This window comes from Thermoactinomyces daqus (assembly GCF_000763315.1).
In the GTDB taxonomy this organism is placed as follows: Bacteria; Bacillota; Bacilli; order Thermoactinomycetales; family Thermoactinomycetaceae; genus Thermoactinomyces_A; species Thermoactinomyces_A daqus.
The window spans coordinates 68,002-82,518 of record NZ_JPST01000036.1 but is presented as its reverse complement, the minus strand read 5'-3'; the positions used below and the strand labels follow the sequence as shown (position 1 = coordinate 82,518).

The following is a 14,517-nucleotide window of genomic DNA, read 5'->3' as shown; positions in this document are numbered from 1 at the left end:
GAGGCAATTATGCCCCGGTGCCGGATTGTCGCGAAAACAATTTTTTAATTGTTTAGAAGGAAATGATTTAGTAGAAATGGAAGCAAATATAGTAGATAAATCTTTTTTTATCAATTTAAAAATGTGAGGAGGGGCAAAGTGAGTGTGAGTAAAACGATTGCAGTCATCGGTGCGTTTGATACCAAGGGAGATGACTATGCTTTTATCAAGGCGGAAATTGAAAAAAAGGGACACCGGGCGCTGATGGTCAATACCGGAGTGCTTGGGGATCCTTTATTTGAACCTGACATTTCGGCGGAAAGAGTGGCCAAAGCAGGCGGTGTCGCTTTGAGCGAGCTTCGCCGAATCGCCGATAAATCGCTCGCGATGACGATTATGACGAAAGGGATTGCCATCGTGATGCAGGAGCTTTATCAGGAAGGACTGGTTGATGCCGGTTTTTCCATGGGAGGTTCCAATGGAACGATGATCGGAACGTCTGGACTGCGGGCATTGCCGATCGGAGTTCCCAAAGTCATGGTGAGTACGGTGGCGTCAGGGGATACCCAGCCTTATGTGGGGATCAGTGATATCGTCATGATTCCTTCCATCTTGGATGTATCGGGTGTGAATCGCATCAGTGCGCGCATTTACGCCAATGCTGTCGGCGCCATTGTCGGCATGTTGGAAGCTCAAGTCCCGCCTATAGAATCAAAACCGTTGATTACGGCTTCCATGTTTGGCAATACGACAACCTTGGTCAATCAATGCAAAAAATATTTGGATGAAAAAGATTATGAAGTGTTGGTGTTTCATGCCACTGGCACCGGGGGCAAAACGATGGAATCCTTGATTGAAAGAGGCTATATTTCCGGGGTGCTTGAAGTAACGCCAACCGAGCTGGCCGATGAACTGGCGGGTGGTGTTTTGTCAGCCGGTCCCAATCGCATGAGTGCAGCCGCGAAATGGGGATTGCCGCAGGTGATTGCCCCGGGATGTCTGGATATGGTCAATTTTTGGGGGATGTCCACCGTACCCGATGTTACATGATTAAAAAGTAGATATTACAGTATATGCCCGATCTAATTTTCTGATACATCATTCTAGGCTATAGAGTGTTTGGCGAATGTTCGTTTGTTTTTGTGTTACGTAACATCAGTATATATAGTCATAAAGAGTAAAACAAATTCAATATATGGCCATTTGGAAAGATTAGATGCGTATATCTTGGAATTGCTAATGAATATTTCAGGTTACATAATTAAATAAAACTAGTTACGTAATCAAAAAATCTTAGAAAACGGATATAAGCAATAAAAAAAAGAACCTAGACTTTCTAGGTTCTTGGAACTGATTAAAAATCGAATTTGTAATGAATATCAAGATGTTTATCATCAAGCCAAATGACTTCAATAAAATGGCGAAGGACTTTCCTAACTTTCCTAGGTTCCGATATGTCGAGGTTGAAAAATTCAGTTAGATGACTCTCTACTTCTTTCATCATTTCCTCTGATTCCTCTGAAATTTGGAGTTTTGATAGTAACTGCTCCTTTTCTTCATTTAGTGATTTGGCTTTTTCACGTAGCTGTTGCATAATGAATTGATATTGAAGTGGCTCCATGTTGTCACGTTCAAAATAAAGTTCTGAAGTATCACGGTTTACCTTTTCAATCTGAGCTTCAACTTGTTTTAATTTCTTTTCAATATCCTTTGTGTTGGGTTTAACCACTCCAATATTTTTTCCAAGCACAATTTGATCCTGGATTGTCTTTAGCTTTTCTGCTAATAATTCCAAAATATACGCTTCGATCTTTTCTGCATTTATATTTGGCTGACTACAAAAGGAACGTCCAAATCTGAGGTAAGTATTGCAGCAATAATATCTATAAGTTTTCCCCTTAGCTTTTGAAGTCAGACCTACGATTGATTTCTTGCATTTTTTACATTTTAGGATTCCAGCTAGCGGAAATATAACATTGGATGGTTCTAAATTTCTGCTTCTTTCAGCAAGCATTATTTGTGCCTTTTCAAATTTTTTCTTATCAATAATAGCATCGTGGCTATTCTCTACAATAACCCAATCATCTTGACTATTAGGAATTCGTACCCACTTTTTCTTTTGGGTTTCACTGTCAAAATCTCTTATTCGTTTTAGTGACTTTTTATTATACGTAATCCGACCAATATAAACTTCATTTTTCAACATGTCCCTAACGGTTTTCCTGGACCAAGGCCTTCCATTTCGAGTTCTATATCCGTGCTCATTCAGGTGAACTGCAATTGTTGACGTTCCAACATTCTCGTCCACGTACATATCAAATATTTTCTTAACAATTTCAGCTTCTTCTGGATCGACCACCAATTTTTTGTCTTTTACTCGATAGCCGAATGGTGACAATCCTGCCCATTCACCTTTTTTCACCTTTTCCTTCATTCCAAGTTTAACCCGAACAGAAATTTTTTCTGATTCCTGTTCGGCCAAAAGTGCATGAATGCCAAATATAAATTTGGAATCTTCACGGGAACTATCGTAATTTTCCTCGAATGAGATTACACGAATTCCTTTTTGTTTGAATCGTTCAAGGATTTCAAGTGCTTCCTGCGTATCACGAACAGATCGGGAAATACCCTTAAATAAAAGAATAGAAAACTTTCCATCTTTTGCGTCTTCCAAAAGTCGTTTCATTGCCGGCCTTTCCCAGATACTGTATTTTGAAGCGGAAACAACATCTTCATATATAAATTCATCTGGAATGACACCTAGTCCTTTTGATCTGACAAATTCCCTAAGTAATGAAACTTGGTGTTCGACTGATTCGCTATTTCGTTCAACTGAAACGCGTGCATATACTGCACAAATAGGTTCCTTTTCATCTAGGCTGCGAGTCTCCAATTAAATTCCCCCAAAACAAAAATTCACATTCCTTTCTTATTGTAGAAAATTTTCGATTCTGTGTCAAATTTAGCAATGTGATTTTTAAATTTAAGTTTTCTAGAAGATTCAATCTTTACATCATTAGCAACCAAAACATTTTGTTCAATTTGGTCATTTACATATTGAACAACTGCATCAACTGCAAGTTCTACAAAATCAGCATTGCCTTTGTGTTCCTTACAAGTGAATGCTTTTTTTGGCATTACACATTCCCTCTTTCTATTTTTATAGTAGGAAACCAGAACACGAGGTTGACACGATTGTTTAGGGGGAATTTGAACGAGCAACTTCATTCATTAGTGATTTAATTTTAGTCAGAAAAAAAATACAAATCAAATTTTTGATGTAAAATTTAGGTAAAGTCAAATCAGAAAATAAGAAAATAATCGTAAAAACTAGGAGTATTTTCACGGACATCGGACAAAAAATGGACAAAACAAACGAATAAATAATTGCATGTTGATTTGAAACGGCATTTGGTTTGAAAAATTCCGCACCAAAACATGAAATATTTCATAAATCACATTTGCTGGAATTACGTGATAACATAGGGAAAGAAGGGGACATCTTGAATAAGTACGATTTTAAAAAGATCGGAAAGTTCCTGGAGAAAAAGCGGAATGAAGAAGGTTATTCACTTGAATATTTGGCAATGAAGGGAGAGCAATCCATCACAACACTGTGTAGATTAGAAAAGGGGGATGGTCCAAAGAAAATTGAAAAAGCCATTGAAGCATATGAAAAATATTGTTCACTGTTCGGATTCACCGTTGAGGAAGTTTATCAAATCATTAGATTAGAAGAACCTGATGAGCTAAGAACCCGACTTGAAATTGCTGAGGTCAGCATTGATTTAAAACAATCCTTAAAGGAAGATATCGAACGGTTAGAACAACTTGAAGTTTATGCAGAAGTTTATTCAAAAGAAAAAGCATGGATCACGTTCCTGAAAGCAAAAGCATTTTTCTATTTGGGACAATTAGAAAAAGCAAAGGCTGCAGCAACAAAGGTTATTGAATCGGAAGAGGCCAATTCAGAAAATCTAAAAAGTGCAGCACATAACCTATTGGCCAACTATTATTATGCAAACAATGATATTCCATCTGCATTAATGGAAATTGAAGAGGGAATTAAATCCTTTAAAGGATCATCACGCATGGATGTTTATTATGGCCTTCTTAGCTTTAAGGTTTTGCTTTTGCGAAATTCCTATGAAGAATTGGAAGAATTGATTCAGAACCATCATCAAATTCAAAACGCACACATCACATGCCTTGTGTTTGAGTGTAAGGCAAGAAATGAGCTTGAGCGGAAAAAATATGATAAAGCAATTTGTTCTGCAATTGCCGGCCTGAAAATTGCAGCCAAGGAACAAAAATTTGACCGGTCGGTTGAACTTTGGGAAGTTTTGGGGAAAGTTTACGAGGAAAAAGGAGATTTTGACACGGCAGAAAGAGCTTACAAAAAAGCATTGAAACTGGAAGGTAAGGTTGATCAAAAACTTTTGACCACGATTTATAACCGACTTGGATATCTTAAACTCAAGCAAGATCAGTTGGATCAAGTGCAAGAATATATCAATCATGCATTTTCAATTGATCATGTTGGCCCACGAATCTTAGAAACGTATTGTCTGCAGGGGAGGTTGTGGATTAGAAAAGGAAAGATGAAACAAGCGGTTTCAATTTTGGAAAAAGGTGTTAAGATTGCAGAAAAATTCGGAGCCAAGGAAGCGGCACAAAACATTGTTACGTTGCTTCTTAGTTGTTTACAAGAGAACGAACCGAAATACTTTGAGTATCTGAACACATTTTTTAAGTTAAGTCAAACATGATGATAAAAGGGAAGGTGCTGGATTATGAAAAATGCGTTGATTGTGATGTTTGTTTTATTACTTTCAGTTTTTATTGTAAACGCAGAAGACGGACAAACCATATTAACACAGGATCATTATGCTTTTGAATCTGCACAGATGGGTGAACCTTGGTGTTGTTAATTAATCCTTCTCTGCATAGATAAGTCTTAGTGAAAAAGCAAAATATTGAAATAACGTCCAGCATATAAATACGATAGTATTTATATGCTGAATCTTTTTATTTATAGTTCTTTTTTTATTTATAGTATTTATTTATTTATAGTTCAACCGTTTGAACTTTGATTTGAACTTTGAAATGAACTTGTAACAATTCCCCACCTGAACCGCAATTCTAGTCAAAAAAAAAATTTCTCCTTATGTCACCTTTGAGCAAAACGTTCCCCATATATATAGTGAGGGATGAAAATCCCCGTTACAAACTTAATCCAAGGGGATGATTAAATGAACATGTTCACCGGAAAAGGTAAAGAAATTGCTGAGAAAAAAGCATTGGAAGAACAAAAACGGTTGGAAGAAGAAAAACGGAAGCAAGAACAAAACGAACTGAAAAAACTTCGCAAGAACTTCAAGATTGGCGACAAAGTGAAAGTTGCACTTCCCAATTCTGAAACATACGTTGAATTTTGGAGCCACCAATCATACGTTTTATCACAACAATATCAAATTTATCCTAGCATTTGTACACGTCACATTGAACCTGATGCTTATGATAAAGCAGTTAGTTATTTGCGTAAAAACATGAAAAACCTGAAGGGAAAAGAATTGGAACACGCTGAATTTTTGGTTCGTGAATTAAAGGCGGAACGCAGGTACATGTTTGGTTTTTGGAATCTGGAAACTGGTCAACCTGTCATTGTTGGAACCAGAGGAAAACAAGGTGATGACTTGGTTGATCGAATTATCGAACTTGAAGCAGATGGAAAACTTGATTGCGAAATGATTCTTGAAAAAACAGGCAGCGGAGTTAAAGCCACATATAAATTAACAGTTGTTCGTGACAAGGATCGTAAACCTGTAAAAGTGGATGTTTCAAAATTCGGTGAATTTGATATGGGTTTGTTTGAAAAAATGGTGTATGTAAAACCTGAAGATAAGAAAGTGCTTGACCTTGTGAAACTTGGATTTGACGTAACCAAAATTGGTTATGAAGCACCAGTTGATGAAGAAAATGCAGAAGTTGAACAGAAAGAACAAAAAGTTGAAGCTGCTGAAGAAAAGAAAGGCCAAACTGAACCTATTTCTGCTGCTGATGAAGGTGATGAATTTCCGTTTTAATATTTGGGGATGGTTCAATTCCATCCCCTTCAATTTTGAAAGGGGAATGGGAAATGGAAAAAGATTTCCTTCAAAAATTCCTGGAAGAACAATTGAAGAATCCAGAATTCAAAAAGGTTTGGGAAGAAGGGAAAGAAGAATTCCAGCAATTGAAGAAGCAGGTTGAAAAGAAGATTGAAGAACAACGGCCAACAGTTGAACAAGTTGCTTGGGTGTTTCAAAAGTTGAACGAACATCTTCAAGAAGGTGGAACTTTTCGTTATTTGATTTATGATCGAATGGGATTTGATGAAGGTGATTATTGGTTGTTATATTCGGCTGGTGGGATGAATATTTCAAATGCAATTTTTGATTCTTTGATTCCAGACAAATGAACGGTTTGGAGGAATAGCAGGTTGTTTCGTGCTATTCCTCTTTTTTCTTTTTATTTCAATTGGAGGTGGGAAGATTGGATAAAATAAAACTTAATAGACAAAAGGAAAAAGTATTAATTAAACAGAATTTCTGGGGTCGTATCGAGGAATCTGAATATTTGGGGCAGTTTTTTGAGTTTGAAGGAATGGGGTTTTACCTTATAAGGTCACGTAGAGCTTGGGCTATTGTTGAAAAGACCACTAAATTATTTGTTGTCACTTGGCTTAAAACCAGAAAAGAAACTTTTGAACAATTTTATCAATTTATGTCTCTGCATTTAGAAAAAGTGAAGGAAAAAATTGATGGGATAAATTCCGATAAGTAAACAAGGAATTAATAAATTCGGAGGTGTGAATTGATGGAAATCAAATTGACCTTAAACCAAAATTCCCAATTCAACGCAAAATCAGCAAAAGAACGAATCAAGCAGGTTAACGACCTGCATAAACCGCTTGCTGAACAAATCGAACAATTAGACATTCCCACAAATGAACGTGAATTGCATTGGTTCAAACTTGGAAAAGAAGCAATCTTATCAGGGAAAATTCAACGTCAAAAAGATGGTGCAATTTCCAAAGCTGAATTGGTTCGTTACGGAAAAGAAATTGCAGAACAACAAGAATTGGATTTGAAACGTGAACGTGCAAGGAAAGTGATTGAAACCAAACCTGACAATTTCTTTATTCTTCGTCATGACCATGAGATTCCACAATTCATGAAACGGTTAAGACAAGAATGCAAGTTGCAAAGAGAACATTGGAAAAACCGTTGGATTGATTTGGGAGTAAAATCAATGGTTGCTGGTGACGTTGAAACCACGGGAATTGATTCTTATATTGACTTGACCATTGGTATTTCAATTTGGTTACCTTATTTGAATGAAGGTTATTATCTTCCATATGGGCATGTTCATGGAATTGACCGAATTGGAAAGATGGAAATTCCTTATGAGTTTCAGCATAAAAAAGATGATCCACAATTGACACGTTCCAAAGTTCTGGAAGCAATTAAACCATTCATGGAAGCAGAAACTGAAGGCAAAACGTTTCATATGGGTGCAACGTTGCTTGATATGCACATGGCCGTGAATGACGGTTATCAGATCAACGGTTTAATTTGGGACACTTTGAACGCAATGAAAGTGATGAACGAACATGAACCATCTTACGGTTTGAAACCGTTGGTTCGGAAATATGGGAAACACTTTGGGATTGACGGAGAAATTTTCACCTTCGATGATTTGTTCGGCAATTGTTCACCTGCACCTTTCGATATTGAATTGGTTGGAATTTATGCCATCAAAGATACGCTTTACGGTTGGAAACTGTTTGAGTGGCAAATGGAAGTGATGAAAAAAACCGATAAGCTATACAACGTTTACACCTTAATTGATAAAAACCTTCCAACCACTGATTTCATGCTTCAAAGAACTGGTTTCAATTTGGATTCTGAACGGTTGAATGAATTGAATGAAAAATTCACGTCAAAACTTGCTGAATTGGAAAGGGAACTTTTTGAAACCTATAACATTAACGATGAATTCCTGTGGAATATGACGTTGAAGTTGAAAAAGAAAGATATCGATGCCTGGATTGAATCGCAAAAGAAAAGGATCAAAACTTGGGAAGAACGTGTTCAGAAGAAAAAACAAAAACTGAAGGAATGGGAACAGCAAGGAAAGACACATTTGAAATCTTACAAAACGACAAAACAAGAATTGGATAGATTGTTGAAACAAAAACCAGTTGCAGCAACAATTGAAAATCTTCCTGATAAATTCAGGATCACTGAATTCAGTTTGACCAACCATAACCACATCTCATATCTGATTTATGATTACCTGAAGATTGAAGACATTACGCCGCAGTTTGAGAGAGGAAAAACAAGAAGCACTTCAACCAAGATTTTGAAAGAATATTTTGAAACCGAACCTGCATTGAAACCATTAAAAGAAGTGTCAGCACTTCAGAAATTGTTGACAACTTATGTTCGTAAATTGCCCGAAGCAGTTGAAATTGACGGGAAAATTCATTCGCGGTTTGATAGCACAGGAGCACAAACAGGTCGTTATGCATCAAGCGGTTATGATGGTAGGCCGATTGAAGTTTATGAAGAAATTAAAGAAAGGTGGGGTAAAAATTGAAAAATCGCTATGAAATCCGTGGTGAAACCACGGTTATTTTTATTGAAAGAAGAAATGGTGAAGTTTACGAAGTTTTGATTGATACTGAAGACCTTGAAAAGGTTCAATTACCAAACAACAGGAAGTGGTATTTATCAAAAAAGAGATCTGGGTTTTATGTTTGTAATAAAGAAAGAGTATGGTTACCAGACAGGGAAAAACCTTGGGAAAAAGTAATTTACCTTCACAGAATTGTACTTGGAGAACCACCAAATGAACAGCTACATGTAGATCACATAAACCACAATACGTTAGATAATAGAAAACGAAATTTGAGATGGGTTGACCATTCAGGTAATAGTCAAAACACTTTCGTTAGGATTGACAATAAAACAATGGCAAATGGCAAGCACAAGGTTGTGTTAATGGAAAACATTATTACTTAGGTCAATTCAAGACTCTAGAAGAAGCAGTTGAAGCCAGAAGGTTATGGGAAATAGAACATATGCCAAAATCCCCATTAAACCATAAGGAGGATGTTGTATGAACACCCATTACAATTTCGTGAATGATTCCAATTTCCTAGATATTGTTCGTTATCTTGTCACTGATGAACGGAAAGTGCAAAAAGGAACGAACTTGCAAAACTTACCATCTAAAGGTGATGGTGAATTAGTAAGAAAGTGCTTCATTCCACCTGAAGGTTATGTGATTATTGGAGCCGATCTATCATCTATTGAACCTAGAATTCAAGCTGAAATTCTTTGGACGGAATATCAAGATGATAGCATGATTAAGGCTTATTGGAATGACGAAGATCCTTATGTTGATGTTGCCTTGATTGTTTTCAAATTTCTTTATCCTGAATTGAAACGTGAATGGTGTCAAGATAAATGTTGGTTTGATCCTGTTTCCCGCGACGGTGGAACAAAGAAGGATGAAAAACCAGCAACCGCATTTGAACCCCGCAAATTAGCAAAACAAGGAATGTTGGCGGTTGCTTATCGCCAATCTGCAAAAGGTTTTGCTGAATCAATGGGCGTTCCAATTGAAGTTGGTGAACACTTTATCAAGAAATTCAATGAACTTTATCCCAAATTTGAACAAATGGTTGCAGAAACAATTCTTTTCATGCAAATAAACGGTTACGTTCCAACATTATTTGGCCGCAAAAGAAGGTTTCCAGAATACAAGATTCTTAAACGTGAAATTGCAATGAATGAAGATAAGTTAACCAAACTTTACAGGGAACGGAAAAAGTTGTTGAACAAAGAAGGAAAACCAACTTACAAAGAACAACAACGGTTTAAACAAATCCAAAAAGAAATTAATGAAATTAGGCAACTAATTGGCAAACTCAAAAGGTTTGAACGTCAAGCATTCAACCATAGAATTCAAGGAACTGGTGCAGATATTCTGAAGCAAAACGGTAACAGAATGGGGAAAATTTGCATTGAAAAAGGTGATTGGTTCTTGCCTGCTTCTATTCACGATGAATTGTTGATGATGGTTCCTGAAAAAGATGTAACACCTGAAACGATTGCATTAATTGAAGACGTTATGTGTAACACGGTTAAATTGAACGTTCCATTGAAGACGGATATTGTAATCATGAACCGTTGGATGGAAGAAATTTCACCTGAAGAATGGTTTGCAGGAAAAAGAACTGTGTAATTTTTTTTTTTTGTTTTTGTGTCACCTTTGAGCAAAACGTTCCCCATATATATAATGAGAGATTAAAAATCAAAAAAAAAAACTAGGAGGAACAAAAATGTTCATAACTGCTGCTGAAGTTAAAAAGGAACGTCAAGAAGCAAAAATTGCAGAACGGAAAGATATGCTAGAGCACGATTTCTTAAGCATGATCAACACCTACGATTCTTTCCCTGAAATTCACGATAAACAAATTGACCTTTATCTTTTGGAAACTGAAGTTGCACTTCTGAAAAAAGAAATGAATGAACCTTATGAACGGTTTATTGGTTTCACGCCTTCTTCTGCTAATAGTTGCAAACGAGAACTTTATCACAAATTGAAAGGTGATAAACGTGATCGTGAACCTCAACAGCCGCATCAAAACCGTTGGAAAGAGCTTGGAACTTTAACCGGAAAAATGATGCAACGGAAATTGCTATTCATCGCAAAACATTATAAACAATTGACAGGTGAAGAACCACCTTTCAAACCATTGTTCTTAAATATGAATGGCCTTAAAGTTCCAGCTTGGGAAGGTTTTGCCCAGGTTCAAAAAGTGTACAACCACAACGGTTTAGAAATCCCAATTCAAGGTCAACCAGATGGAATTCTGATCTATAAAGACGGAAAAAGGGTTGGTGTTGAATTCAAGACAAAACAAACCAGTTACAATAAAACCTCTAACTACTCCTTACGTGAAGCACAACAAGACCACGTAAAGCAAGTTTATGCATATTCCAAACTTTATGGTTTGAATGAATACCTTATTGTTTATGTGAATCTTGCCAAAAAATCTTGGGAACTAAATGAAGAAGATCAATTGAAATATCAAGATATTCGTGCTTTTTATGTCAACGTTGATGAAGAACATAAGATTGAACTGCTTGATGAATTCGCAGAAGTGGTTGAAGCAGTGAAAGAAAATAAACCACCTAAAATTGACGTTGACAAGTGGGCATTCAACAATTTCAAACGGGCAATTGCTGAATCTGCAACAGATGAAGAAATTAAAGAACTTGAACAAGAATATGAAGAATGCCTAAACATCATGAAACCAACCGCTTTTGACAAACAACATCTGCAGAATTTAGAAGCAGTTTTGACCTACATCAAAGGAGTGAAAGGAATGTGAAGATATTAGGACTTGATTTATCATTAAATTCACCTGGATATGCAGTTGTTGAAGTGAAAAATGGAAAAGTGAAATTGCTGGAATCAGGAATTGTGAAAGCAAATCCAAAGCATAACCTGAACCAAAAGTTGAAAAGGATCACCAGCCATTTATTACGTGTCTATTGGGACCATGAAATTGATGTGGTTGTTCGTGAAAATTCCTTTGTGAAATTCAACAAAGCAACAAAAGCACTGGAACGTGTGGTTGGTGCAGTTTATGTTTCCTTTGGTGTTGAAATTGAAGAAATTGCACCACAAAAGATTAAAAAGTTGATGAACGCAAATTCAAAAGAAACGGTTGAATCTTCTGTTAGGAAATTCTTGAACCTGGCAGAAGATTTTACTTTTGAATCCAATGATGCATCTGATGCTGGTGCTGTTGCTTTGGCTTTTGCAATTGAAAATGAGTTAATTGGAGGAATGGAAAAATGATGATCACATTTTCTGAAGAAGAATTGATTAAAATCATCAAAGAACATCTTGAAAGAAAGGTTGGGAAGAACATTGAATTAAACAATCCTAATTTTCAACGTTATGAAGATTATGAGGGATATGTCGAACTTTGGGAAAATATTCGTTTTCAAGCAGAAGTTGAATTTGATTGACCGTGAACCACAACTTCACGGTCTTTTTCTTTTTTCATAAAAATTGATTAAAGGAGATGTTGCCGTATGAAATTCAACTTACCTGAAAAATTCTTGTCTCAATATAAAGGGAAAAATCCGAAATGGGGATATGGTGGATTAGGATATATCGTTTATTTGCGAACATATTCCCGAACAAAAGAAGATGGGACAATGGAACAATGGTGGGAAACATGCAAACGTGTGACAGAAGGTAATTTTGGAATAGAAATGGATCGATTGCAGCAAATCGGCAAATGGAATTTAGCAAAAGAAGCTGAATTGATGAAAGAAGCACAACGGTTTTATCACCTGATGTTTAATCTTGTCATCACTCCTCCTGGCCGTGGATTGTGGATGTCGGGAACTAAATTTTCATTGAGAACTGGTGATGCAGAAAACAATTGTTGGGGCGTTGTCGCACGGCCACAAAAATTTGGCGAATCCCATTTAAAACCCGTCATTGGTTCTTCTGACGAACTGCTTCCTTCGTTTGCAGCCATTTTCACATTTGACCAGTTAATGAAAGGCGGAGGAGTTGGCGTCAATGTTCAACGGAAAAACGTTAATCAGATGCCAACCGTGAAGAGAGAAATAAATCTTCATTTCATTTGTGATCCAAATCATAAAGATTTTAATGGTGATTTGGCAGAACAAGCAGAGAAGGATCATATTAAATTTAATGATCATCATGCAGTGGTTGACAAGGTTTTTAAAGTTCCTGACTCTCGTGAAGGTTGGGCAGAATCTTTGCAATTGGTGATTGATAGCCATTTTATTGGTGAATATTCAAGTTTAGCAATTGATATTTCTGATGTTCGTCCAAAAGGTGATCCAATCAAAGGTTTTGGAGGAATTGCATCAGGTCCTGCACCGCTCGTTCACCTGTTGAAAGTGGTGAACGATATTTTGAATGAAAATGTGGGACAAAAAGTTTCCCCAGTGCATTGGGGCGATATTATTCAGAATATCGGTTGCTGTGTTGTCGCCGGCAATGTAAGAAGATCAGCATTGATCCTTGTTGGGGATGTTGAGGATTTAGAATTTGTTGAATCCAAAAACTATTCCAAACCTGAAAACCTGGTTGCTAGTCAGTGGAGATGGGCAAGCAATAACTCTGTTTCTGTAACAAGGGAAACGACAAAAGAAGAATTTAAGGAAATGGCTAACAATATTTATTGCAACGGTGAACCTGGGTACACCAACATTGAACTGGCACAAAACACAGGACGAATTATTGACGGTTGGCAAGAAATGATTGATGGGTTTGTTGAAATATTTAATCCTTGCGGGGAAATCACGCTGCCAAACGGTTCACCTTGTAACTTGTTTGAAATCAACTTGCCAAAAATTCATGAATTGATTGAAAAAGGAATTGAAACTGAAGATTTATATAAGGAAGCATGTTATCTTGGTACAAGATATGCTTACCGTGTTACTTTCCGTAAATATGATTGGGAAGTTACAAGGAAAATTATTAACCAGCAAAGAAGGTTGGGCGTTGGTTTAACTGGATTCATGGACTGGGTTTTGATGAAATTTGACGGAAAAGCAGTTCTTGGTTTTGACGAAAATGATAATCCAATTTATAAAGCAGAAGTTGTTGAATGCTTGGATCAAATGTACAAATGGGTGAAGGAAACCAACAAACTACATGCTGAAGAATTGCTTGCTAATCCTTCAATCAAATTGACTACGGTCAAACCAAGCGGAACAGTTTCCATTATGATGGGCGTTTCTGCTGGCATGCACGCACATCAAGCACCTTATCTAATCAGAAGAATTCGGTTTGCTGCAAACAATCCTTTGGTGGAAATTCTTATTCGATGCAATTATAAGTGGGAATTCTTGCACAAAGGATATGATGAAAACAAAAATGATATTTGGGATCATGGAACCATGGTGTTTGAATTCCCAATTCAAGCACCAACTGCAGAGCATCCAGATTTTCAGACCAGGGGAACAATCAGCTTGAAAGAACAATTTGCAATTCAAGCACTTCTTGCAAAATATTGGTCTGACAATGCAGTTTCTGCAACGTTGAATTTCCACAAAGGAACAAATGAAATTGAAGATGAAAAAGTTGTTAATCAAATTGCAGAACTACTGTTCAAATATAAAGACACGATTAAATCAACGTCATTGTTGCCTTATATTGAATCTGGTGCTTATCGCCAAATGCCTGAAGAAACCATTTCCAAGGAACGTTACGAGCAGGAAATTAAACGCATTAGACATAAACCTTGGGAATTGATCGATTCATTGAATTCCTTTGATGATAGTGATGATGTGGTTGGGGAATGTCAAGGTGGCCATTGCCCAATTAAATAATGAAAACAACACCCGGTCAATCTAGGCCGGGAATTTTTTTTCTTTTTATGTCACTTTTGGTCGATTTGTTCCCCATATATATAATGAGGAGGGA

General features: G+C 36.7%; 15 protein-coding genes. 13 read left to right on the top strand and 2 right to left on the bottom strand.

Annotated features, from left to right (window positions below):
- Positions 1 to 138: 138 nt before the first annotated feature.
- Positions 139 to 1,029, top strand: coding sequence for a Tm-1-like ATP-binding domain-containing protein (locus JG50_RS0114930; protein ID WP_235281701.1), 891 nt, complete (start codon positions 139 to 141; stop codon positions 1,027 to 1,029).
- A gap of 304 nt (positions 1,030 to 1,333) precedes the next feature.
- Here the strand turns inward: JG50_RS0114930 and JG50_RS0114925 are convergent, their stop codons facing one another.
- Both JG50_RS0114925 and JG50_RS0114920 read right to left on the bottom strand, forming a co-directional pair.
- Positions 1,334 to 2,872 carry a recombinase family protein gene (locus JG50_RS0114925; protein ID WP_033101907.1) on the bottom strand — a complete coding sequence of 513 codons (1,539 nt, stop codon included), beginning with the start codon at positions 2,870 to 2,872 and terminating at the stop codon, positions 1,334 to 1,336.
- Between the two features lie 23 nt (positions 2,873 to 2,895).
- Entirely contained in the window at positions 2,896 to 3,117 is a 222-nt protein-coding gene (locus tag JG50_RS0114920) for a hypothetical protein (RefSeq protein WP_033101906.1), read from the bottom strand.
- 365 nt (positions 3,118 to 3,482) lie between these two features.
- Between JG50_RS0114920 and JG50_RS0114915 the strand changes: the two genes are divergently transcribed.
- The 12 genes from JG50_RS0114915 (at position 3,483) to nrdJ (ending at position 14,423) form a co-directional block, all read left to right on the top strand.
- Positions 3,483 to 4,748, top strand: a complete 1,266-nt coding sequence (locus JG50_RS0114915; RefSeq protein ID WP_033101905.1) for a tetratricopeptide repeat protein — start codon at positions 3,483 to 3,485, stop codon at positions 4,746 to 4,748.
- Between the two features lie 24 nt (positions 4,749 to 4,772).
- Positions 4,773 to 4,910, top strand: coding sequence for a hypothetical protein (locus JG50_RS20235; protein WP_160173898.1), 138 nt, complete (start codon positions 4,773 to 4,775; stop codon positions 4,908 to 4,910).
- Between the two features lie 321 nt (positions 4,911 to 5,231).
- Positions 5,232 to 6,065, top strand: coding sequence for a hypothetical protein (locus JG50_RS0114910; RefSeq protein ID WP_033101904.1), 834 nt, complete (start codon positions 5,232 to 5,234; stop codon positions 6,063 to 6,065).
- Positions 6,066 to 6,118: 53 nt separating this feature from the next.
- On the top strand, positions 6,119 to 6,439 hold the full coding sequence (locus JG50_RS0114905; RefSeq protein WP_033101903.1) for a hypothetical protein: 321 nt from the start codon (positions 6,119 to 6,121) through the stop codon (positions 6,437 to 6,439).
- A 74-nt stretch (positions 6,440 to 6,513) separates the two neighbouring features.
- Positions 6,514 to 6,804, top strand: a complete 291-nt coding sequence (locus tag JG50_RS0114900) for a hypothetical protein (protein WP_033101902.1) — start codon at positions 6,514 to 6,516, stop codon at positions 6,802 to 6,804.
- Positions 6,805 to 6,837: 33 nt separating this feature from the next.
- Positions 6,838 to 8,622 carry a DNA polymerase gene (locus JG50_RS0114895; protein ID WP_081943966.1) on the top strand — a complete coding sequence of 595 codons (1,785 nt, stop codon included), beginning with the start codon at positions 6,838 to 6,840 and terminating at the stop codon, positions 8,620 to 8,622.
- Positions 8,619 to 9,047, top strand: coding sequence for an HNH endonuclease (locus JG50_RS0114890; RefSeq protein ID WP_033101901.1), 429 nt, complete (start codon positions 8,619 to 8,621; stop codon positions 9,045 to 9,047). The genes JG50_RS0114895 and JG50_RS0114890 overlap by 4 nt, the downstream gene beginning before the upstream one ends.
- Before the next feature lie 97 nt (positions 9,048 to 9,144).
- Positions 9,145 to 10,275: a DNA polymerase gene (locus JG50_RS0114885; protein ID WP_033101900.1), complete on the top strand. Its 1,131-nt coding sequence runs from the start codon at positions 9,145 to 9,147 to the stop codon at positions 10,273 to 10,275.
- 97 nt (positions 10,276 to 10,372) lie between these two features.
- A complete protein-coding gene (locus JG50_RS0114880; RefSeq protein WP_052154380.1) occupies positions 10,373 to 11,428 on the top strand; it encodes a hypothetical protein in 1,056 nt (351 codons plus the stop codon).
- Positions 11,425 to 11,901 (top strand): crossover junction endodeoxyribonuclease RuvC, encoded by a 477-nt coding sequence (locus tag JG50_RS0114875; RefSeq protein WP_033101899.1) that lies wholly within the window; start codon positions 11,425 to 11,427, stop codon positions 11,899 to 11,901. The genes JG50_RS0114880 and JG50_RS0114875 overlap by 4 nt, the downstream gene beginning before the upstream one ends.
- Positions 11,898 to 12,074 carry a hypothetical protein gene (locus JG50_RS20230; RefSeq protein ID WP_160173897.1) on the top strand — a complete coding sequence of 59 codons (177 nt, stop codon included), beginning with the start codon at positions 11,898 to 11,900 and terminating at the stop codon, positions 12,072 to 12,074. The genes JG50_RS0114875 and JG50_RS20230 overlap by 4 nt, the downstream gene beginning before the upstream one ends.
- Positions 12,075 to 12,140: 66 nt before the next feature.
- Positions 12,141 to 14,423 (top strand): ribonucleoside-triphosphate reductase, adenosylcobalamin-dependent, encoded by a 2,283-nt coding sequence (gene nrdJ / locus JG50_RS0114870; protein ID WP_033101898.1) that lies wholly within the window; start codon positions 12,141 to 12,143, stop codon positions 14,421 to 14,423.
- Positions 14,424 to 14,517: the final 94 nt, after the last annotated feature.